The following is a 23,244-nucleotide window of genomic DNA, read 5'->3' on the forward strand; positions in this document are numbered from 1 at the left end:
GGCACACCATGCTCCCGACTTGTGCGGAACGGCTTTTTTGCATTTTCCAAAAAAGATTCAAGAACCCCTTTCTAGACTGCCGCATATATTGAGGGTAAAACCCAATTTCGGAAGGGGACGACAGCAATGAGATCGAAACTAGCGATTTTACTGACCCTGATGCTGATCGCAACGGCAGCTCTAGCCGGGTGTTCCACCGGTGGAAATAAAGAAGAGCAAACGAAGGTGCGGATTGGCGAGGTAACACGCTCGATCTTTTACGCTCCACAGTATGTCGCGTTGACGAAAGGCTTTTTCAAAGAGGAGGGACTTGAGGTAGAGCTGACGACGACGCCGGGCGGAGACAAAACGATGACCGCGCTGCTCACCAATTCGGTAGACGTCGCGCTGGTCGGCTCGGAAACGTCCATTTATGTGTATCAGCAGGGTGCGCAGGACCCGGTAATTAACTTCGCGCAGGTCACGCAAACCGACGGCACGTTCCTCGTATCCCGCAAAAAAATTGACAATTTTACATGGGAAATGATCAAAGGCACCACATTCCTAGGACAGCGCAAGGGCGGAATGCCGCAGATGGCCGGTGAATTCGGGCTGAAGAAGAATGGAATCGATCTTTCCAAGGACGTTGAGCTGATCCAAAACGTCGAATATGCAAACATACCGTCCGCATTCGCTTCCGGCACGGGCGACTGGGTACAGCTGTTTGAGCCGCAGGCATCGATTTTTGAAAAGGAAGGCAAAGGGTATGTGGTCGCTTCCTTCGGTGTGGAGAGCGGACATTTGCCGTATACGGTTTATATGACGAAGCAAAGCTTTATGGACAAAAATCCAACCACCGTACAGAAGTTTACGAATGCGGTCTATAAGGCCCAGCAGTGGGTGAAGGAACACAGTGTAGAAGAGATTGCCGACGCGGTTGCGCCATTCTTTGACAACACCGATCCTGAGATCTTGAAAAATGTAGTGAAGCGTTACAAGGAGCAGGGCTCTTTTGCAGAAAATCCGATTGTGGACGAAGAGGAATGGAATAACCTGCAGAACATCATGGACGAAGCGGGCGAGCTGAAGGAGCGCGCGGAACACAGCAAGCTGGTCAACAATTCTTTTGCGGAAAAGGCGATGGAATAACGAATTTCGTCAGTTGGATTTAACCGGGGAGGTGTGTGTATGAAACCAGCTGTTCAACTGCAAGGAGTAACGCATGTATATGTGTCGAAGAAAAAAGCGATGCTGGCCGTGGAAAATATTGATCTGGACTTGTACCCGGGAGAGTTTGTGAGCTTAGTCGGTCCGAGCGGCTGCGGAAAAACGACGATCCTTTCAATCATCGCCGGGCTGCTCGATCCGACAATCGGCAGAGCGGAAATCGCCGGACGCAAGGTGACCGGCCCGAGCTCCCGCGTCGGCTATATGCTGCAGCAGGATTACCTGTTTCCTTGGCGGACGATCTGGCAGAACGCGCTGATCGGCATTGAGCTCAGCGGTTCCTTGACGAAAGAAAAGCGGGACTACACGCTTCATCTCTTGGAAGAAATGGGTCTGCTCGACGCTGTCGATCAGTACCCTTCTCAGCTTTCGGGCGGGATGCGGCAGCGGGCCGCGCTCGTCCGGACGCTAGCCGTCGAACCGGAGATCCTGCTGCTTGACGAACCGTTTTCCGCGCTCGATTACCAAACAAAGCTCCAACTGGAGGAGCTCGTCTCGCAGACGCTAAGGAGCCGCAGCAAGACAGCGCTGCTCGTGACGCATGATTTGTCCGAGGCGATTGCCATGAGCGACCGCGTCATCGTGCTCGACCGCAACCCTGGCCGCGTACGCAAGGTAATGGAGGTGCCTGCGGAAATCCGCAAGGCTTCTCCAATGCGTGCCCGGGAGCTGCCGGGTTTCCACGAGCTGTTCCGGGAGCTGTGGCAGGAGCTGGAGCAGGCCGATGAAAAAGGAGAGGATGCCACGTGAATACGATGCTGACGCAGCGTGTGCACGACGAATACAAGAAGCGCCAGCTGAAGCGTACATGGCTCGTCATGCTGACGCAGGCGTTGCTGCTCGTCGGATTTGTCGGGATTTGGGAGGTAGCGGGGCGCAACAAGTGGATTGACGTTCTGCTGTTCAGCTATCCGAGCAAAGTGATAGAGCTGCTTTACAGCAAGCTGCTGGACGGAACACTGCTGCCGCATATCGGGGTTACCGTGCTTGAGACATGCGCGGGCTTCCTGCTGGGCACGCTGTTCGGTACGGCGATTGCAGCATTTATCTGGTATTCCGAATTTTGGTCCCGCGTGCTGGATCCGTTTATTGTCGTACTCAATAGTATGCCGAAGGTTGCCCTCGGTCCGCTCATTATTGTCGGTTTCGGTCCGGGCACTTTTTCGATAATCGCTATGACGCTGGCCGTTACCGTTATTATTACAACACTCGTCATTTACAATAGCTTTAAAGAAGTGGACTCCAATTATAACAAGGTTATTCGCGTTTTTGGCGGAGGCAAGCGGGACATTTTTGTGAAATCGATATTGCCCGCTGCCTTTCCAACGATAGTGTCTACCTTGAAGGTCAACGTCGGGCTGGCGTGGATCGGCGCCATCGTCGGTGAATTTCTGACATCGGAGCGCGGACTCGGTTACTTGATCATATACGGTTTTCAGGTGTTTAACTTTACGCTTGTCATCGGAAGCTTGTTTGTAATTGCGATTTTTGCAACCTTAATGTATCAGGTTGTTGCATTCGTAGAGGAACGGATTGTTCGTAAAATGTGAAAGCTGCCCCGGAGCGAAATCCGGGGTTTACATAAACGTTTGCAGTACTTCTGGTGTTCCGGTACGATAGGAAAAAACAGGTGGAGAAATGGTGGGCTGGCACATGAAGCTGTTAATTTTGGGCGGTACATCCTTTGTAGGGAGACATATGACACAAGCGGCCATCGACCGCGGACATGAAGTCACGTTGTTTCACCGGGGGCAGACCAACCCGGGTATTTTTCCTGCCGCGCAAAAAGTGGTTGGCGATCGAATGGACGGGCTCGAGCCGTTAGCATTCGGAAAATGGGATGCGGTCATCGATACGAGCGGGTATTTGCCGCGCGCCGTATCTCTTAGCGCGCAATTTTTGAAAGAGCGAGCCGACCGTTATATTTATATTTCAACGCTTTCTGTTTATGCGGACAAGTCCTTCGCCGGAATTACGGAAGAGCATGAGGTCGAGCAGCTTGAGGATCCGGAATCGGAGGATATCCCGGCTTACTACGGCGCCTTAAAAGCAGCTTCCGAGCAAAGGGCTGCGGAAGCGTTTGGCGGCCGCCTGCTTGTGATCCGTCCCGGCGTCGTGGCCGGGCCGTACGACTCGACGGACCGCTTAACCTATTGGCCAAGGAGAGTGGCCGAGGGCGGAGCCATTCTTGTCCCGGAGCAGCAGGCTCCTTTCCAATGTATCGATGGCAGAGATCTTGCGGCATGGACGATGGCTATGGCTGAACAGAAGGAGACCGGAATATACAATGCCGTGGGTACACCGGGTGTATACACGTTTCGAGGGATGGTCGAAGCTTGCCGTTCCGCTGTGAACCGGAATGCGGAGCTTGTTCCGGTGGACGAGCACTGGCTGCTGGAGCAGGGGGTACGCCCTTTTACCGATATTCCGCTATGGATTGCTGCAAGCGATCGGGAGCGGTCCGGGTTTATGCAGGTGAGTGCCCGTAAGGCAGAGCTGAAGGGGCTACGCTGCCGTCCGCTTGAGCAAACGTTTGAGGACCTGTGGGCGTGGGATCGGGGACGTCTGGATAATCCGCACCGTACGGGAATGTCCCGCGGCAGAGAGGCCGAGCTTCTTCAAGCATGGCAAACTGTGAGTAAAGGAGGGGACTCCTTTGGGGATTCGCGTCATTAAGACGGCAATCGCTGCCGTCGTAGCGGTTTATATAGCTAACGCATTTGGGCTGGCCTTTGCGACGTCGGCCGGTCTGCTGGCAGTGCTGGGCACTGATATTACCCGCCGGAAAAGCCTGCATACGGCGTTTGTACGCAGCGTGGCGTCCATCATCGGGCTGCTTTTCGCGGTGCTTATTTTTAGTTTATTCGGTTTTTATCCCTGGGTAATCGGGGTGTTTATTTTGGCGGCGTATCCGGTGCTGTCGAAGGTGAAGCTGAAGGACGGCATCGTCACCAGTTCGGTTATTGTCATTCATGTATACAGTGTGAGATCGACGGATCCGCAGGTCATTTTGAATGAAGTGTTCCTTCTATTAATCGGTCTCGGCACAGCGATGGTCGTTAATCTAATTTATATGCCCCGGTCCGACTTGCGGATTAAACAGCTTCGCGAGCGGGTGGAGGATTCTTTTTCGGCTATTTTTCTGGAGTTTTCCCGTCATTTAAAGGAACATGAGCATATTTGGAACGGTGAGGAATATATACAGGCGCATGATGCGATCGAGGAGGGGCTGGGCCAAGCACGCCGATCCAGAGAAAATCAGCTGCTCCTCATCGATGATTATTCGTACACCTATTTTTTAATGAGGAAACAGCAGCTGGACAGCATTCAGCGGATGATGGAGCTCGTTGCGCAGGTGTATCGGACGCTTCCGCACAGCCGGTTAACAGCAGAGCTCTTTGAGGAGCTTAGTGTAGATGTCAAAAGCGAATATTATGCGGGCAATGTAGAAAAGCATTTAGTGGAGCTGGAGGCGAAATTTCGGTCTATGCCGCTGCCGGAAACTCGGGAGGAATTCGAGGTTCGTTCCGCCGTTTTCCAGCTTTGCCTGGAATTGGAGCGTTATTTGACGATAGCGAAGGGGAAGAAAAAAAACAAAAGTAAGAACGAAACAGCGTCACAGCAAGGGTGAAGTTCATCAATCATGTAAATCTCGAAAAAAATTGTCACCCTAGACGAATGTCCTGCATACAAATGTAACGAATGATTGTATGGAGGAGGTTAAGAAGATGTCCATTAGTTATAAAGACTTCGAGTGCAGAGAGATTATCACCAAAGCAGTGTGCGGCAAGGGACGGAAGTTCTCTCAAGTCGCTCATACGGTTACGCCGCCGAACCGGCCTACAAGCATTCTTGGGGCATGGATCATCAACCATCAGTACGAAGCGGTGAGATCGGCGGACGGCATTGAGGTCGTCGGTACTTATGATATCAACATCTGGTATTCGTACAACAGAAATTCCCAAACGGATGTAGCGAAAGAAACCGTATCTTATTCCGAGCTGGTTCCGCTGTCGTACTTAGACCCGAAGCACCGGGCATCGACAGAAGAGGTTTCGGCGGATGCAACGCAAGAGCCGAACTGCGTAGAGGCGAACATCAACGCCGCCGGTAACGGCGTTGTCGTTCGGGTAGAGCGCGAGTTCGAGGTTGAAATGGTAGCCGAAACAAAAGTGTGCGTTGTCGTTTGCGAAGGCGGCTGCGACGGTTTCGGAGATAAAGAAGCTGACTACGGCGACGAGTACGACGATTTGGAAGCAGACCTGCTGGAGGACGAAATCGACTAAGCTGTCTAGCCTGACGGTACGTTCCGGGGGATAGTGATAGTTCATTGTATGTGTTCCCGGGGGGTCTGTTGAGGGCGAGAGCCCTCTTTTTTTGTGCAAAATATGCGGTACGGCGGTAGGAGGGGTCGGATTGGCAGTGGCGGAAACAGCGGCAAGAGAAGAACTGGTAAGGACATTCCAAAACATGCTGGAAGAAAACCCTCATGCAGCGCGGGTACGCGATGCGGCGCTGACGCTGGAAGATCTGAGTCGGAACGGCATACGCACGCTTTCGGAGGAGGATACGGGTCAAGAGGGCGTACGGCGCCGTTTCATTATTCCCGTATACGGGCTGGAGGCGCTGGCTGTATGGTCCAACGCTCCGGATCGGCTGATTTCTGGGTCCGGGGGCGGCGATGCCCGTAAGTTCCGGGAGCTGATGCGGGAAGAGTATACGCTGTCGATCCGGAGCGCGATGAAGACGGCGATCCGGGCGATTTACGTGCTTGGGCTCGATTTCGGCGTCGTGGAGCTGGCCGCCTCCGAGCATGGACGCCCCGCAGTGACGAGGGTGGTGCCTGTGCCCCCGGCCAGCAGAAGGATGGAAGTGTTATTCAGCGAGGCGATCGAGCTGCACCGGATTTGTATGGAGGTGGAGGGGAAGCGGGAAAGCTCCGCCGTGCTGGGGACAGACCCGGAGTTCGTGCTAAGGCGACCGGGAGGCAAGGTGGTGCCCGCGTCCCGTTATTTTGAGAAGCGGGGGCCTGTCGGCTGCGATGCCGTTCGCTTCGGCCGAAGGCTGCTGTACCCGCTCGTGGAGCTGCGCCCGAAGCCGTCCTCGGATGTGCTGGAGCTGCTGCGCGCGCTGCGCGGGACGATGCGGGTCGCCTCCCGCCGCATCGAGGAAGGCAGCCTGGAATGGCTGGCCGGGGGGATGCCGGCGGCCGGGCTACCGCTTGGCGGTCATATTCATATGAGCGGCCTGTATTTGAACGGCAGGCTGCTCCGTGCCTTGGACAATTACTTAGCGCTGCCGCTAGTGCTTGTGGAGGACGATACGACTGCGGACCGGAGAAAGCGCTACGGCTTCCTCGGCGATTTCCGCAGGCAGTTTCACGGCGGCTTCGAGTACCGTACGCCGCCGTCTTGGATCGTGTCCCCGCGAATTTCGGCGGGAGTGCTGGCTCTGGCGAGCCTGCTTTCGGATCATTACCGAAAGCTGGACTATTTTCCGCTGCGTGATCCGCAGGTGCAGCGGCATTATTATGACGGGGCAAAGCAGGAGCTGCTGCCGATCGTGGAAAAGCTGTGGGGCGAGCTGGAGAAGGCCGAGAGCTACCGTGCACTGGAACGGTTTTTGCGGCCGCTGCGCGAGCAAATGCTTCGCCTGGAAAGCTGGGAGGAGCAGCGGGACATTCGGCCTGCATGGAAAATTGCTCCTTATGACCTTTCAGGTTTCTCTAAGGTAAATATGATATAATAGTAGAGTCATAGACAAGGATTGACAAAAACGGCACACTCTTGTGCGTTGTAAGGTGACTTTACTTATGGCTCAATATACTCCGATGATTCAACAATACTTATCCGTTAAGGCCGAGGTGCCTGACGCGTTCTTATTTTTCCGTCTCGGCGATTTTTACGAGATGTTTTTCGATGACGCCGTAAATGCGGCGCGAGAATTGGAAATTACGCTCACCGGACGCGAAGGCGGCGCGGCTGAGCGTATTCCGATGTGCGGCGTGCCCTATCATTCGGCGGACCAGTACATTGCAAGATTGATAGAAAAGGGCTTTAAGGTCGCGATTTGCGAGCAGGTGGAGAATCCGGCCGAAGCAAAGGGCGTCGTGCGCCGGGAAATCGTCCGGATCATAACGCCAGGAACGGTCATGGAAGGAAAGACGCTCGGCGACGGATCAAACAATTTTATCGCTTCGGCGGTTGTGCGCGGCGGCGATGTGGGACTTGCGTTTTGCGATTTGACGACCGGCGAGCTGTATGTAACGGAGCTGGCCGGGGCCAGCGAGGACGATCGGCTGCTGGCCGATGAGATCGCTACGTACCGGCCGGCGGAAATCGTCGCGGAAGCGGCGCTGCTGGAGCGTCTTGCCGCTACGGGCGAGTCCGCGGTGAGAAATGCGGTCAACTCGGTATGGAGCAGTGGTGACGCGGAGCCGCTGCAAACGGCGGGCGTTGCCGGGGTTTCGTCACTGGCGGAAGCGCCGCTAGCTGCGGCGGCTGCGCTGTATACGTATTTGCAGACGACGCAGAAGCGGTCGCTTGGGCATATTACGGCGGTGCAGAGCTACGATTCGCAGCAGTTTATGGTGCTGGATCCGTTTACGCGCCGCAATTTGGAGCTGACGGAGACCGTCCGCGAGCAGGGCCGAAAGGGCACGCTGCTTTCGCTGCTGGACCGGACGGTGACGTCGATGGGCGCGCGGCTGCTCCGCCGCTGGCTGGACAAGCCGCTGCTGAACCGCGATGCGCTGCAGCGGCGGCTTGATGCGGTAGACACGCTCGTGCGCGACTGGATGGCGCGCAGCGATGCGCGGGATTTGCTGAAGCCGGTGTACGATCTGGAGCGGCTGATCGGCCGCGTATCGTACGGCAGTGCGAATGCGCGCGATTTGGCGGCGCTGCGCACCTCCTTGCGGCAGGTGCCGGCCGTGCTTGAGCTTTGCCGCAGCTCGGCGGCTCCGGCGATTCAAGAGTTGGCGAGCCGGACCGAAGACTGCGCCGAGGTGCGGGAATGGATCGAGGCGGCGATCGTGGACGAGCCGCCCGTGTCGGTTCGCGACGGCGGGATGATCCGCGCCGGGTACCACGAGCATTTGGACAAGCTGCGCGAAGCAAGCAGCGGTGGCAAGCAGTGGATCGCGGAGCTGGAGCAGCGCGAGCGGCAGCTGACCGGCGTGAAGTCGCTGAAGGTCGGCTTCAACAAGGTGTTCGGCTATTACATCGAGGTGACCCGCGCCAACAGCGGGTCGCTGCCGGAGGGACGCTACGAGCGCAAGCAGACGCTGGCCAATGCGGAGCGCTTTATCACTCCGGAGCTGAAGGAAAAGGAAGCGCTAATCCTCGAAGCGGAAGAAAAAATGGTCGATCTTGAATATGCGCTTTTTACCGATTTGCGCGATCGGATTGCCGATCGGATTGCCGAGCTGAAGACGCTCGCGGAATCGATTGCAGCGCTGGACGCTTTTCAGTCGCTGGCAGAGGTCAGCGCATCGCGCGGTTACGTGATGCCGGAGCTGCATGAAGGCGGCGATCTGGTGATCGAGGAAGGGCGACATCCGGTCGTCGAGTCGATGCTGCCTGACCGAACCTTTATCGCCAACGACACGGTGCTGAGCCGCGAGGAAGGCGGCATGCTGCTCATTACCGGCCCGAATATGGCCGGCAAGAGCACTTACATGCGCCAGGTGGCGATGCTGTGCGTGATGGCGCAGATCGGCTGCTTTGTGCCGGCGCGCCGCGCGGTGATGCCGTTGATCGACCGCATTTTTACGCGGATCGGGGCGGCCGACGATTTGGCGGGAGGCCAAAGCACCTTTATGGTGGAAATGAAGGATATTCAGACGATGACGCAGAAGGCGACGCCGCGCAGTCTTGTCATTATCGACGAGCTTGGCCGGGGCACCTCGACCGGCGAAGGCATGGCAATCGCTCAAGCGGTCATTGAGCATATACACAATCATATCGGCTGCAAAACACTCGTTTCGACGCATTTTCACGAATTAGCTCACTTGGAGCAGTCGCTTTCGGGCCTGCGCAATTACTGTATGGCGGTCAAGGAAAGCGGCGGCCAAATTACGTTCCTGCGCAAGCTGACGCGAGGCGCCGCCGATACGAGCTACGGCATCTACTGCGCGCAAATCGCCGGGCTGCCGAAAACGATTATTCAGCGCTCCTATGCGCTGCTTAACGATTTTGAGGCGCGTGCCCGGTCGGCGGACGAGGCCCAAGGAGATGAGGCTCGGACGTATAAGGATCTTTCCGGCACCGCAGGCAGGTTGGCTGCGCTTCAGGCAGAGGCGCTGGCCTCGACCGCGGGGACTGACGCTGCTCCGGCTGCTCCGGCTGCACAGGCCGCGCAAGCAGACCGGGCCGCAGAAATGGGCTCTGGCTACGCGGCGCAGGAGGCTGCGTCTGCCATTGCCGCAGAGTCACCGGCTCCGGCAGGTGAATCGCTGTCATCGACAGAATCAGCTGCGCCTTATGAAGCGGAGCCCGCGGAGGCATCCGGTTCCGGGATCGTACAGCTGAGCATGTTCGATACTCCGGCAAGTCAACCGGAAGCGGCGGGCAAACGGAAGTCAAGCGCCAAGGATGAAGCTGTTTTGGAGCAGATCAAGGCCGTAGACCTAATCAACATGACACCTCTCGAAGCGATGAACCTTTTATTTGACCTAAAAAAGAAGCTTAGCACGAAGCTATAAATATAGAATGGGAGAGGAACACAGCATGGCAGTAAATCAAGCTTCAACACGATGGAAAATGTGGAGCGCTCTTGCCCTTTCGTCCAGCATCCTTTTATCCTCCGTACCTTCGGCGTATGCGCAGGACAGCGCGGCACAGGCTCAGGCAATCAGCGAGCAGGCTTTGGACGAAGTGAGACTGCTGATCGGCAATTACCACGTAAGCGGCGTATCGGTAAAAGAGCTGGAGAATAAGTCGCTTGAGGCGATCATGGAGCAGCTGAAGGATCCGTACACGCAATTTATTCCGAAGGAAGAGTTAACGGGCTATCAGCGTTCTCTTGAGGATCAATACGTTGGGATTGGCGTTCGTGTAAGCGAGGAAGCGCAGGGTCTGTACGTTACGGAAGTGTTTCCAAGTTCGCCGGCACTGACTGCCGGTCTGAAGGAAGGCGATACGATCGTTTCCGTCGGCGGGACATCCGCACAGGGCAAACCGATGGAAGAGGTCGTCGCCATGATTAAAGGGCCGGAAGGCAGCACCGTACAAATCGAGGTGCTTACTGGCGAAGGGCAGCGGAAAACACTGGAAGTGTTGCGAAAAGCGGTAGGGGTTCCTCCGGTTTACGGCTATCTCTTCTCGGGCGGCGTTGGATTGATTGAGGTCGCATCGTTTACGAGCGAAACGGACGAGCTGTTCGCGGCAAAGCTGAAGGAGCTTCAGGAGAAGGGCTTGAAGTCGCTTATTATCGATCTGCGCTACAATCCGGGGGGATATCTGGAAACGACGCTGAATATGGCGAAGCTCTTCCAGAAGGAAGGCGTGCTGATGCATGAAAGAGACCGTACCCGTGAAACGGTTGCAAAAACCTTCAGCGGCGGCCAAAACTTTGATGCCCCCGTTTATATTTTGGTGAATGCAAACAGCGCAAGCGCCTCCGAGGTATTCACAGGCATGATGCAGGATGCGGGAATCGCAAAGGCAGTGGGAACGAAAACGTATGGAAAAGGCAGTGTACAGGGCTTTTTTGAAATAACAGGCGGCGGACAGCTGAAGCTGACGATTGAAGAGTATTTGACGCCGAACTTCCGAAAGGTGAACCATGTTGGGTTGACGCCTGACATTGAAGTGGAGGGCGATTTGCTGCAGCTGTTTACGGCGATGCGTTTGGCGGGCGAAAACAGCATTCAAATCGTGCTGCAGCAGCGCGACGACCTGATCAACGGGCAAGACTACAACGTTGATTTTCCGACGAAGGAGCAGGACGGTAAAGTGCTGGTTCCATCCAGACTGCTTTCCGCTATGGTAGGAGCCAAAATCGCTTGGAACGGGGAGCTGGCGGCAGTAGATATGACGGTCGGCAGTGAGCTGAAGCGATTCACAAAAGAAATGATGATCAATGACAACGGAACGACTTATATTCCGCTGGAAACGTTCCAATCGCAATTCCCGACGTTTGCGTGGTCGAAGCAGGACGGAAAAGTCGTTATCGAAGCAAAATAGGCTTTCGGATAAGTAACGGATAAGTAAGGTAGAATCATGGAGCGAGATTGGTTAGGCTGGTGATGTGTGAATGGGTCAAATCATGGTGCTGGACGATCATATTGCAAACCAAATCGCCGCCGGCGAGGTCGTGGAACGCCCGGCCTCCGTCATCAAGGAGCTTGTGGAAAATGCGGTTGACGCGGGCAGCACACGAATCGAGGTTACCGTTGAAGAAGGCGGTCTTTCCTTCATTCGTGTCGCCGATAACGGCTCGGGGATTGCGCATGACGATTTGCGCACCGCTTTCCAAAGGCATGCGACGAGCAAAATCCGGACGGGGCGCGATTTGTTCCACATCCGCACCTTGGGCTTTCGCGGCGAGGCGCTCCCGAGCATCGCGGCTGTTGCGAAGGTGGAATGCGTCACCTCGGACAGCGGCAGCGGCTTGGGCCGCCGGCTCGTGATCGAAGGCGGGGAAGTGAAGGCGGAGGAGGACACCGCTGCTCCGCAGGGTACTGAATTTACAGTGCGGGAGCTGTTTTACAATACGCCCGCGCGGCTGAAATATATGAAGACGGTCCAGACCGAGCTAAGCCATATTTCAGACTATATTTACCGGATGGCGCTTGCGCATCCGGGGATTTCCTTCACGCTGTCGCATAACGGAAACGTGCTGCTGCAGACCGCGGGAAGAGGCGACCTGCTGCAGGCGGTAGCGGCCATTTACGGAACGTCGTGCGCAAAGACGATGCTTTCCGTTCAAGGGGAAAGTCCGGATTTCACGGTGGCCGGCTTTGTTTCAAAGCCGGAGCTGACCCGGGCCAACCGCTACGGCATGTCCTTCTTCGTCAACGGAAGGTATATCCGGCACTACGGGCTGCAGCAGGCGCTGCTGCAAAGCTACCATACGCTGCTTCCGGTTGGGCGGTACCCGCTTTCCGTGCTGCATATCGACATGGACCCGTCCTTGGTCGATGTTAATGTGCATCCGTCGAAGCTGGAGGTTCGTTTCTCCAAGGAAGCGGAGCTTAGCGAGACGCTGCAGGCGGCCGTGAAGTCGGCGCTCGGGCGCGAGCAGCTCATTCCGCGCGCGCAGCAGCCGAAGGCACGCGGCGAAGAGAAGCCGAAGGCGGTGCAGGAGCAGCTCGAGCTGTACCGCTCGGCGTCGCCTGCGCGCGCGCCGCTTACCGGCGCGTTCGGCGGCGGCCCGGCCTCGGCGCCGGGGCTGGCGGCGCGCCCAGCGCAGTCTGCGGCGGAGCTGCCGCGTCTGGCTCCGGCTGCGCCGAAAAGCTTCACGCGCTCGCCGGACCTGCCGCAGCGCCATTTGCCATCGCCGATCCCGGAGACGCGGATCCGCGAATGGCTCTCGCCGCCGCCGGAGGACGCGCCGCCGCCGGCGAAGGTGCCGGACGTCTACGCGTCCGGCGACGGCGACGCCGCTCAGGCGGCCGACCTCGCCTACGGGGCCGGCGCCGCTTCGGCGGATGCGCCGCCCTTCGGCGAAGGCGCCCTGCCGCAGCAGCGCAGCAAGCTTCCGCCTGCGGCGGAGGATGCCGCGGCGTCTGAGCCCGACGCCAAGCGCAAGCTGCCGAGCTTGATGCCGGTCGGGCATCTGCACGGAACGTACATCATCGCGCAGAGCGAGGACGGCATGTACATTATCGACCAGCATGCGGCGCATGAGCGCGTCAATTACGAATATTACGTCGCGAAGTTTGCCCGCCCGGAGCCGGTCAGCCAAGAGCTGCTGCTGCCGATTGCTCTCGAGCTGACGCCATCGGACGCAGCGCTGCTGAAAGGCAGGCTTGAGCTGCTGGAGGAAGCGGGGGTCGCGCTTGAGCCGTTCGGCGGCAATGGATTTTTGGTGCGCGCTTATCCGGAATGGCTGCCAAGCGGCGAAGAAAAGATAATTATCGAAGAAATGATCGATTGGGTGCTCGCTTCGCGAACCGCTCCAGACATCGGCAAGCTGCGGGAGAAGGCGGCGATCCTTTGCTCCTGCAAAGCGTCCATTAAAGCGAATCAAAAGCAGTCGCTGCTGGAGGCGGAAGCGCTGCTGAGCAGCCTCAGCCAATGCGAGCAGCCGTTTACGTGTCCGCATGGCCGGCCGATTATCGTTCATTTCTCTACCTATGAGCTTGAAAAAATGTTTAAACGCGTCATGTAACGGCAAGGATGAATGGTATTCATGTGAGCGTGTGCGCGCGGTAAAGGAGAGTTAACGCAATGCTCGTAACAACCTCCCTTGACCCGAGTCAAGCGGCTGTCGCGCGCGGCAGGGAAGCCGCGCTGCGGACCGGAGGAAGGTATGTCCCGCGCAAGGGCTTGTCTTTACAAAAGCTGCGCCAAGCGTACGGTGACCCGATCCTCCTGCTCGTGAAGGAGCAAGGCATGGAGCTCCACCGGGAGGATGGCCGGGAGCCGTTGTTTTTTCACCCGAGCACGGCGCTGCTTAGAATAAAGCGTCTTTTGCGCGGAGAGGCCGACACGCTGATTGACGCATCGGGCACTGCTGCAGGTGACCGGATCTTGGACTGCACGGCCGGCCTTGCTTCGGATGCGATCGTATTTGCCTACGCAGCGGGGGAGCAGGGCCGTGTGCTGGCTGTGGAAAGCGAGGCGCTACTGCATTTTATCGTTCAGACCGGCCTGCAGCAGTATCAATCGGACGTTCCTGAAGTGAACGAGGCGATGCGCAGGGTGGAGCTGGTGCAGGCCGATCATCTTGAACTGCTTGCGTCCCTCCCGGACCGCAGTGTGGAGGTCGTTTATTTCGACCCGATGTTCCGCATCCCGATCTATGATTCGAATGCATTGTCGCCGATCCGCGGGCTTGCGAATGCGGAAGCGCTGCGGGACGAGTCGATTGAGCATGCCAAGCGGGTCGCGACCAAAACAATCGTGCTCAAGGAGCATAAAGACAGCGGCGAGTTTGAAAGACTTGGATTTCGCCCGATTTTGCGCAATCCTTCGAAATTTAATTATGGAGTGATTCAAGTTTAATGTTGTCGTCGCCAGATCCGAATAAACCGAACTTGCTCGTGCTGGTCGGACCGACGGCAGTCGGAAAGACGGCACTCAGCATTTCCCTGGCCAAGCAGTGGAATGCAGAAATTATTTCCGGAGATTCCATGCAGGTTTATCGCGGAATGGATATCGGTACGGCGAAAATAAGTCCGCAGGAGATGCAGGGAGTTCCGCATCATTTGATCGATATCCATTCCCCGGATGAGCCGTATTCCGCCGCCGAATTTCAAAGCGGCGCGGAGCAGCTGATTGCAGACATTACCGCCCGCGGAAAGCTGCCTTTTATCGTTGGAGGCACGGGGCTGTACATTGAATCGGTTTGTTATGGGTACCAATTTACCGACGTACAGCAGGACGAGACGTACCGGGCCGAGATGAATGATCTGGCCGATGCTTTTGGTACGGAGCGGCTCCACGAGCTGCTGCTCGAGGCCGATCCGAACGCCGCGGGGCGAATCCACCCGAATGACCGGAAGCGTTTAATCCGTGCGCTTGAAGTCATTCGCCAAACCGGCAAACCGTTATCCAAGCAGGATGAAAAAAAGAACAAAGAAAGCCCCTACAATCTTTGCTTGCTCTGTTTGACGATGGATCGGGCGCAATTATACGCGCGTATTGAAACGCGTATCGATCAAATGGTACAATTAGGATTATTGGAAGAAGTACGCAATCTTTTACAATCCGGTTATTCCTCGGAGCTGCCTTCGATGCAGGGCCTTGGCTATAAGGAGATTGCCGCTTATTTGGAAGGAAATGTAACGTTGCCCGATGCGGTTGCGCTGCTGAAACGGAATACAAGGCGTTTTGCCAAGAGGCAGCTGTCTTGGTTTCGTCATATGGGTGATATGCATTGGATCGATGTCACACCGCCTTCTTCGGAAGAGGAACGGCTCGACCAAATCAATACGATAATACGCCAAACCTTAGGGGGCTAATTTGATGAACAAGACCATTAATATCCAGGACACGTTTTTAAACCAATTGCGAAAGGACAACATCCCGGTGACCGTTTACTTGACGAACGGCTTCCAAATCCGCGGATTGATTCGCGCATTTGACAATTTTACAATCGTTATTGATTCCGAGGGCCGTCAGCAGATGGTATATAAGCATGCGATTTCGACGTTCCAGCCGCAGCGTAACGTCAATCTGATGCCGGAGAACAACAACGAGGCGTAAGAGAAACTTTTTCTTGTCCAATTACGTCTATTACATAGCAGTTCCATAACGGAGCAACCCGATGAGGGTTGTTCTTTTGCTTCCAGGAGAGGGAGGGACAAGGATGGCTGAGCCAACAAAGAAGAAGAAAAAGAAAAAAGGAAAGCCGTTCAGCATTCGAAAGCTGGTAGTTGTTTTGTTTACGTTGTCGGCACTTATGGTTTTTACTTTTATTGTGGGTTATGCGGTCATTTATGTGAATGGTCAAAAAATATTAAGGGAAAACGCCAACAAGTTTGAAATGGAGGAAACGTCGATCATTTATGATTCCTCCGGTGCCGAGTTTACCAAGCTTTATATTACACAAAATCGGCAAATTGTATCGCTGTCCGAGATGCCGAAGCGGCTGCAGGAAGCGTTTATTGCAACGGAGGACCGGCGTTTTTATGAGCATGCCGGGATCGATTTTTGGGCGATCGGCCGCGCGATTGTAAAGGATATCATTCATCGCAGCGCGCTGGAGGGCGGAAGCACGATTACACAGCAGCTGGCCAAAAATTTGTTCACGAAATCGGAAAAAACGTTTTTCCGTAAAGCAACGGAGGCCTCCATAGCGGTGGCGCTGGAGCGTGAATATACGAAAGAACAAATATTGGAGCTGTATTTAAACCGGATTTACTTCGGCAACGGTGCGTATGGCGTTCGTGCAGCAGCGGAGCGTCATTTTGGCATCACCAATCTGCAGGATTTGTCGCTGGCGCAGATGGCCACCTTGGCCGGAATACCGAAAAATCCAGGTGCGTATTCCCCGACGAACGATCCGGAAAAATCGAAGGGCCGGAGGGCCGTTGTGCTTTCCTTGATGCGCCAGCAGGGTATCATTAGCGCGGAAGAGGAGCAGCAGGCCAAGGAGGTCACGTTCCCGGTGCGTAAGGGCAGCCAGGAGCGGAATCACTTCGTGGATTATGTCATTGAGCAAACGACGGAGCTGACCGGTATCAGCGAAGAGCAGCTGTATTTGGGCGGGTACAAGATTCATACGACGCTTAACGCGAAGGCCCAAGATGCGGCGGAAGAGGCGTTCGCAAAGCCGGAGCTATTCCAAAAGGACGGACCGTCCAAGAAAATGGAAGGCGGTATGGTCATTCTTGACCATAAAACGGGCGGGATCGCCGCGATGGTCGGCGGCCGGGACTATACGGCAAAGGGGCTGAACCGTGCTGTTATTCGGCAGCAGCCGGGTTCTACCTTTAAGCCGCTGGCGGTGTATGCCCCTGCATTGGAATCCGGCAATTGGAATCCGTACTCGATGCTGACGGACGAAAAGCTAACGTACCCCGGAGGTTATTCACCGTCGAACTGGGACCATACGTACCGCGGGCAGGTTACGATGGTGGACGCCATGAAGCGCTCCATGAACGCTCCGGCCGTTTGGCTGCTTAATGAAATCGGCGTAAAGCGTTCGCTGGATTACTTGGCCAAAACCGGGATTAAGGTTGACTCGCAAAAGGACCGCAACCTTGCTATTGCGCTTGGGGGCTTAACCTATGGGATTTCCCCACTCGACATGGCTAAGGCATATGGCGCATTCGCCAATAACGGCGTCATGATGCAGCCGTATGCAGTGCAGCGTGTTCTAGATAACGAGGACAGGGTGATCTACGAGTTTGAGCCATCGAAAAAGCAGGTGGTCAGTGGTAAGACCGCGTATTACATGACGGAGCTGCTTAAAGGGGTTGTCGAAGCGGGAGGAACGGGTACACAGGCGCAAATTAAAGGGCGAAATGTAGCCGGAAAAACCGGGTCAACGCAGCTAGATCTTAAAAATGTGAAGCGATCGGATGCGATGCGCGATATTTGGTTTGTCGGGTATACCCCAGAGCTTACGGCGGCGATATGGATGGGCTTTGATATCCCGGATGAAAAGCATTTTATCGTAGGCAGCAGCGGAGCTGCGGCAAAGGTGTTTTCCGTCGTCATGACGAAAGCGCTGGCCGGCACGAAGGCAGGCGATTTTACGAAGCCGGAAGGTGTGCAGGACCTCAAGGCGCCGCCTGAAGCGGTAACGGAGCTGAAGGGTGAATATTCGGAGGATCAACAGGCTGCGGTGCTTTCGTGGACACCGGTGAAAGAAGCAAATGTGGTCTACCGCATTTACCGTAAGGAGAAGCAAGAGGCGGAGTTCAAGATGATCAGTACGCACCCAAGTAATGATGTCGTGGATTTATCGGTAGCGGCAGGCGCGGAATATGAGTATTACGTTACGGCCGTACGTGCGGAAAACCAGCTCGAGGGTGCGAAATCCAATACGGTAGTCATCCAGATTCCCGCGAAAAAGGAATCCGATTTGCTTGATACGCTCCCATTGCCGGGCATCGGAGAAGATGCGGAGAAGCAGGGCGAGAAGTCTCGTGAGGGCAAACCGAATAACGGCAGTGACAGCGGCGCCGGTACCAAGACCGGTGGCGATAAGAAGGGCAATCAGCCGAAAGAAGACGATGAGAAGACGGAGGGGGATTCCGCGGGCAGCAACAGCGGCTCCACGGGCGGTACGAGGTCGCCGGGTACGCCTTCGGGCTCTGGAGATGAAACGAAGCCGAACAGCGGCAGCGGTACCGAAACCGGGACCGGCGGGTCGGGAACAAGCGGTGAGGGTTCTGGTTCCGACTCTACAACTGGTTCTGGGACAACTGGAACAGGCGGAACATCCGGCACTAGCGGCACTGGCAGCGATACAACCTCCGGAACGAATTCAGGTACGCCTTCGGGCAGGACCGGAAGCGCGGAGGGGGCTACCGCCAATAGCAGCCCGGATAAAACGGGAACCACAAGCCGGTCCACAGAACCGTCGAATCGTGGCTCTGCAAACATGGGAGTTCTTGAATCCGTTGTACAGTAGCACTATTTTTCCATAACTGGGATCTCAGCCATTGCTGAGTCGTTCTATGGGGCATTTGACAGAAAAACACTGTCAAGTGCCTTTTTTTTCATAAATTGTATGCGTTCTCATTGTAATGACAGTCTACGTCAGGTAATATATGGTTGTTGTAACAGGCGATTATAGATATAGGGGGAGGGGGAGTGGATATGTCGCAGCCGTCGCAGGCAACTGTTTTGCAGGCGCAGAATGTCGTACGAACATTCGGCAAGGGGGCGAACGCCGTTACTGCGCTCAAGGGCGCGAGTCTTACTGTACCGCGGGGAAGTCTTGTCGCATTAAAGGGAAGATCCGGATCGGGCAAAACGACACTTATGAATATGTTAGGCGGTCTGGACCAGCCAAGCTCAGGAACGGTGTGGCTGGAGCAAACCGACCTTTCCAAGCTTTCGGAGAAGGAACGAAATGAGCTTCGCCGCAGGCACGTCGGGCTTGTTTTTCAATCCTTCGCCTTAGTGCCGTACATGTCGGCGTATGAAAATGTAGAATTTGGGCTGCGAATCGCGGGCGTTCAGGCTTCGCTTCGCAAGGAGTACGCCGAATCGGCGCTTGCAGCTGTCGGGTTAAAGGAGCGGATGAAGCACCGCCCCAACGAAATGTCAGGCGGGGAGCAGCAGCGGGTCGCCATTGCCAGAGCTGTGGCCCACCGGCCGAAGCTGTTGTTAGCCGACGAGCCGACGGCCGAGCTGGACAGCCGAATGGGCTTGCAAGTTATGAAAGCGTTTAAAGAGCTTGTTGAGGCTCACGGGATGACCATATTATTGACGACACATGACCCGGCTATTATGGAGATCGTCGATCACGTATTCGCATTGGAGGATGGACGCATTGTTGAATCGTAACGGAACCACGGCGGTATGGAAAATCATGATTGCCGCAGCTGTGGCTTTGGCGACTGCCGGCTGCTCGCTGCTTCCCGAGGAGGAGCAGGCATTAAAGCCGCCGCTTGTGAAGCCGGTGAAGGAAAAGGTGGAAACGGCGGAGGTAAAGCGGGGCACTATCGCCAAGATGCTGAAGGGCGTCGGTACCTTCGAATCCTACGAGATTACCTATCACGAGACGAAGCAATCGGGACTTCGCGTTTCGGAAGTTTTGGTCAAAGCCGGCGATACGGTAAAAAAGGGCGATCTGCTTATTCAGCTGGAAAATGAGGGGCTGGAGCTGGTGGCAAAGCAAAAAATGCTTGAAGTGGAAAAGAAGAAGCTTGCGCTGCAGGAGCTGCAGTCGAAGGAGGGCGATCAGAGCACACAGGATCAGGCGAAGCTCCGGATCGCGGCACTGGAGCTGGAGATTGCGGAGGAGCAGCTGCGAATGGCGCAGGAGGACTTGGCCAACCGCCGGATCCTGTCGAAGGCGGATGGAGTGATCACGTTCTTGGCGGAAATGCGGCCGGGGGACAAGCTCGACGCTTACACGGTTTTGGCGGCGGTTTCCGACCAGTCTAAGCTGCGGATCGCTTACTCGACGAGCGCTGCCAATGATTTGCAGGCGGTGTCGGTCGGGATGGAGGCCAAGGTGAAGATCGGCACGAGCGAAGTGGCGGGATCGGTCGTCCAGACGCCGTCTTCCGCACCTTTTACCGAGGATAAGCGTCTCGCCGAGGCGTATTCCAGATCGTTGTATATTTCTTTGCCTAGACTGCCTGAGGGTGCTGGAATCGGCAAAATGGCCGATCTCTCGATCACGCTTCAAAGTAAAGAAAATGTACTGGTAATTCCGAACCGGGCGGTACGCACCTATTTAGGACGTACCTATGTACAGCTTCTGGACGGTGAAAGCCGCAAGGAAATCGATATTCAAAAGGGCATTGAAACCCAAACGGAAACGGAAGTGCTCGAAGGCATTAAAGAAGGTCAGCAGGTCATTTTGCAATAATCCATCGGAGGGACGGACATGGCGCTGTTTACGATGATTTTGCGCAAAATGGCGCAAAACCGTTGGTTGATGCTCTCCTTATTCGGAGGGATGATTTTGTCGGCTGCTCTTGCATCCAGTATGCCGATCTATAAACATGCAATATTACAGCGGATGCTGGTGAAAGAGCTGGAACAGTCGCAAATGAAGACGGGAACGTTTCCTGCATCGTTTACGACGAGAGTCCATGCGAGCGGAGATACCGCGCCGGAGCTGCGGTTGAAGCTGTTCCATGAGACCGACGCATATTTAAAGCGCATGGAGCAGGAACGGCTGCCCGTCGATATGCTGGCTTCAGTGAGGGAAAGGTATACGGACATGTACACCTTTGTAGCCGCAGATTCGAGCCGCTATGACCCGACGGTCGAACGCGACGCACAGCTTCAAGCGATCAGCGGATTGGAAGAGCATATCCGGCTGATCGACGGGAGAATGCCAAGCGCATCTCCAGTCAATGGGGTGTACGAGGTGCTCGTGGTTGAGCGGGCGCTGAATCATTTGGATCTTGTCCTGGGGCAGGAGCTCATCATGCAGGACAAGGCTTCGCCAACGCCACTGCGGGTGATGCCTGTGGGCGTGTTTGAGAAAAAGGATGACCGCGATGTGTTTTTTTCAGCAACTTCCTTGGGCTCCTATCAATCCGCTTTATTTGTCCCGTTTGAGTTGTTTGAGAAATCGTTTACGGTGGAGCAGGTCATTCCGGTGCGCGGGAGCGAATGGCATTTTGCACTTAACTACAACCACATTAAGCTGCAGGATGTGCAGACGATTCTCGCACTGCATAAAGAAGCGGAGGGCTTCTTTGCGGAACGTTATGCGAATTACACGATGAGCTTTCCGCTTGATCAGATTCTCACTACGTACTTTGAAAAAGAACAGCGCCTGCAAACGCTGCTGTGGTCCTTAAATGTGCCTGTGATGGCGCTGTTAATGTTTTATTTATTGATGGTAACCGGCTTAATTATGGACCGGCAAAAAACGGAAATATCCGTCATCCGCAGCCGCGGGGCCAGCAGGGCTCAAGTGATGGGCTCTTACTTCGTAGAAAGTGTACTGCTCGCCGCGATCGCTCTCGTACCAGGCGTATGGCTGGGATTAGGCTTAACGAAAGTTCTCGGCGCTTCCAACGGCTTTCTCGAATATGTGAACCGCAGCGCACTTGCCGCGGAGCTGAGTGCGGAAGCCTGGAAATACGGAGCTGCTGCGGTTGGAGCTGCTGTGCTGCTTATGCTGATCCCCGCTTTCTTGGCTTCCAGAATGACCATCGTTAGTCAAAAGCGTGCGTCGGCGAGAGGCTTGCAGCGTCCATTGTGGCATAAGTGGTTTCTCGACCTCGTGCTCATTGCGATAGCTCTTTATGGTTATACGATGTTTCGGCGCAGAACTGCGGATCTTACGGCACTGGGGCTGGATTCGTCGGATTTGGCGATCGATCCGCTTTTATTTCTCGTACCGAGCTTGTTTGCCGTCGGATTCGGGCTGCTGCTGCTTCGTTTGTATCCGCTGGTCATTCAAGGAATATACGCCATGTTTCGCAGCAGATGGTCGCCCTCTGCTTATAACAGTCTGATTCAAGTAGGGCGTTCGATTCATCAATATCAATTTCTAATGATTTTTATTATTTTGACGATGTCGACGGGGATGTTTAGTGCCAGTGCGGCCCGCACAATGAATGAAAATATGGATGATCAAATCCGCTACCAAGCCGGCTCCGATGTCGTGCTTACGTTCCAATGGCAAAGCGATGCGCCTGCCGGGGACGATGGAGCGTCTTCGCTCGGTAGCGGAAAACGTGTGCAATACACGGAACCGCCGTTTGACGCTGTTCGCGATCTCCCGGGCGTTCAGGATGCTGCACGTGTATTTATAAAGGGCGGGGCGGTTTTCTCGGCCGGTAATGACCGCGGGACGGCAAAGCTGTTCGGTATAGACACGGATGAGTTCGGACGGGCGAGCTGGATGAAAGACGGGCTCCTTCCGCATCACTACTATGATTATTTAAATCTCATCGCCGAGGACCCGAGTGCGGTGCTCATTTCCAGGACAATGGCGGAAGCGTACAATGTCAAAGAAGGCGACACGCTGATGGTCGGCTGGGAAAAAGTAGAGGCGAAGCCGTTCATTGTTTATGGCATCATCGACTATTTCCCGACCTTTAATCCGATGCCGCAGCCTTCGGAAAAAGCAGGAGAAAAACCGGTGGCTCCGATGCTGATTGTCGGCCATCTGGATACGATCCAAAACCGTCTTGCTTTGGAGCCTTACGAAGCGTGGGTAAGCCTTACGGAGCCGGTGGCGCGCAAGGAGCTTTTAGAGGGTATCGAAAAGGCGGGATTGCCTTTGGAATCCTACAGCGACACGCTGCAGCGCTTAACCGACTCCAAAAATGATCCGTTCCGCCTCGCGATCAACGGCGTGATGACTCTCGGCTTTATTGCCTCGGTCTTCGTCTGCTTCTGCGGATTTTTGCTGTACTGGATCCTGACGCTGCGCGGAAGAACGCTGCAGATCGGCGTGTTCCGGGCGATGGGGATTTCGTTAAAGGAAGTGATTACGATGCTTACGCTTGAACAGCTGCTGACTTCGGGCGCCGGCCTCGTGATCGGTCTGGCCGCAGGCAACGTAACGAGCCGGTTGTTTGTGCCGCTGTTTCAGCTTGGCTTCGATCCGAAAACGACCGTACCGCCTTTTCAGGTTCAAATGGAGGCGGCTGATCTGTTAAAGCTGAACCTGTTTTTCGGGACGATGATTGTACTGGCGCTTGGAATATTGGCGTTTATGCTGACGCGGATTAAGATACACCAAGCTGTGAAGCTGGGAGAGGATTAATCA

Annotated in this window: 17 protein-coding genes; all 17 read left to right on the forward strand. The window is 55.3% G+C overall.

Annotated elements, in window-relative coordinates; all coding sequences use genetic code 11:
• The first annotated feature begins 126 nt into the window (after positions 1-126).
• A complete protein-coding gene (locus GQS10_RS10000; RefSeq protein WP_166241593.1) occupies positions 127-1,128 on the forward strand; it encodes an ABC transporter substrate-binding protein in 1,002 nt (333 codons plus the stop codon).
• A 39-nt stretch (positions 1,129-1,167) separates the two neighbouring features.
• Positions 1,168-1,956, forward strand: a complete 789-nt coding sequence (locus GQS10_RS10005; protein WP_166241595.1) for an ABC transporter ATP-binding protein — start codon at positions 1,168-1,170, stop codon at positions 1,954-1,956.
• Positions 1,957-1,961: 5 nt separating this feature from the next.
• Positions 1,962-2,756 (forward strand): ABC transporter permease, encoded by a 795-nt coding sequence (locus GQS10_RS10010; RefSeq protein WP_166241848.1) that lies wholly within the window; start codon positions 1,962-1,964, stop codon positions 2,754-2,756.
• Between the two features lie 103 nt (positions 2,757-2,859).
• Entirely contained in the window at positions 2,860-3,882 is a 1,023-nt protein-coding gene (locus tag GQS10_RS10015; RefSeq protein ID WP_166241597.1) for an NAD-dependent epimerase/dehydratase family protein, read from the forward strand.
• Entirely contained in the window at positions 3,863-4,837 is a 975-nt protein-coding gene (locus GQS10_RS10020; RefSeq protein WP_166241599.1) for an aromatic acid exporter family protein, read from the forward strand. Before GQS10_RS10015 ends, GQS10_RS10020 begins: the two co-directional genes overlap by 20 nt.
• A gap of 97 nt (positions 4,838-4,934) precedes the next feature.
• Positions 4,935-5,492, forward strand: coding sequence for an outer spore coat protein CotE (locus GQS10_RS10025; RefSeq protein WP_166241601.1), 558 nt, complete (start codon positions 4,935-4,937; stop codon positions 5,490-5,492).
• A 136-nt stretch (positions 5,493-5,628) separates the two neighbouring features.
• Entirely contained in the window at positions 5,629-6,951 is a 1,323-nt protein-coding gene (locus tag GQS10_RS10030) for a putative amidoligase domain-containing protein (protein ID WP_341805043.1), read from the forward strand.
• Positions 6,952-7,018: 67 nt separating this feature from the next.
• Positions 7,019-9,910: a DNA mismatch repair protein MutS gene (gene mutS, locus GQS10_RS10035; protein WP_166241605.1), complete on the forward strand. Its 2,892-nt coding sequence runs from the start codon at positions 7,019-7,021 to the stop codon at positions 9,908-9,910.
• A 25-nt stretch (positions 9,911-9,935) separates the two neighbouring features.
• Positions 9,936-11,393, forward strand: coding sequence for a S41 family peptidase (locus GQS10_RS10040; protein ID WP_166241607.1), 1,458 nt, complete (start codon positions 9,936-9,938; stop codon positions 11,391-11,393).
• 70 nt (positions 11,394-11,463) lie between these two features.
• Positions 11,464-13,542: a DNA mismatch repair endonuclease MutL gene (gene mutL, locus GQS10_RS10045; RefSeq protein WP_166241609.1), complete on the forward strand. Its 2,079-nt coding sequence runs from the start codon at positions 11,464-11,466 to the stop codon at positions 13,540-13,542.
• 59 nt (positions 13,543-13,601) lie between these two features.
• On the forward strand, positions 13,602-14,378 hold the full coding sequence (locus GQS10_RS10050) for a class I SAM-dependent methyltransferase (RefSeq protein WP_166241611.1): 777 nt from the start codon (positions 13,602-13,604) through the stop codon (positions 14,376-14,378).
• The gene (miaA, locus tag GQS10_RS10055; RefSeq protein WP_166241613.1) at positions 14,378-15,337 is read left to right on the forward strand and encodes a tRNA (adenosine(37)-N6)-dimethylallyltransferase MiaA; all 960 of its coding nucleotides are present in this window, start codon (positions 14,378-14,380) and stop codon (positions 15,335-15,337) included. The genes GQS10_RS10050 and miaA overlap by 1 nt, the downstream gene beginning before the upstream one ends.
• A gap of 4 nt (positions 15,338-15,341) precedes the next feature.
• On the forward strand, positions 15,342-15,581 hold the full coding sequence (hfq, locus tag GQS10_RS10060) for an RNA chaperone Hfq (RefSeq protein WP_166241615.1): 240 nt from the start codon (positions 15,342-15,344) through the stop codon (positions 15,579-15,581).
• Between the two features lie 103 nt (positions 15,582-15,684).
• The gene (locus GQS10_RS10065; RefSeq protein WP_166241617.1) at positions 15,685-18,459 is read left to right on the forward strand and encodes a transglycosylase domain-containing protein; all 2,775 of its coding nucleotides are present in this window, start codon (positions 15,685-15,687) and stop codon (positions 18,457-18,459) included.
• Positions 18,460-18,647: 188 nt separating this feature from the next.
• On the forward strand, positions 18,648-19,340 hold the full coding sequence (locus GQS10_RS10070; protein ID WP_166241619.1) for an ABC transporter ATP-binding protein: 693 nt from the start codon (positions 18,648-18,650) through the stop codon (positions 19,338-19,340).
• A complete protein-coding gene (locus tag GQS10_RS10075) occupies positions 19,327-20,373 on the forward strand; it encodes an efflux RND transporter periplasmic adaptor subunit (protein WP_166241621.1) in 1,047 nt (348 codons plus the stop codon). Before GQS10_RS10070 ends, GQS10_RS10075 begins: the two co-directional genes overlap by 14 nt.
• A gap of 18 nt (positions 20,374-20,391) precedes the next feature.
• Positions 20,392-23,241 carry an ABC transporter permease gene (locus tag GQS10_RS10080; RefSeq protein ID WP_243735091.1) on the forward strand — a complete coding sequence of 950 codons (2,850 nt, stop codon included), beginning with the start codon at positions 20,392-20,394 and terminating at the stop codon, positions 23,239-23,241.
• Positions 23,242-23,244: the final 3 nt, after the last annotated feature.

The sequence above is a fragment of the Paenibacillus turpanensis genome (assembly GCF_011421635.1).
Classification (GTDB): Bacteria; Bacillota; Bacilli; order Paenibacillales; family YIM-B00363; genus Paenibacillus_AK; species Paenibacillus_AK turpanensis.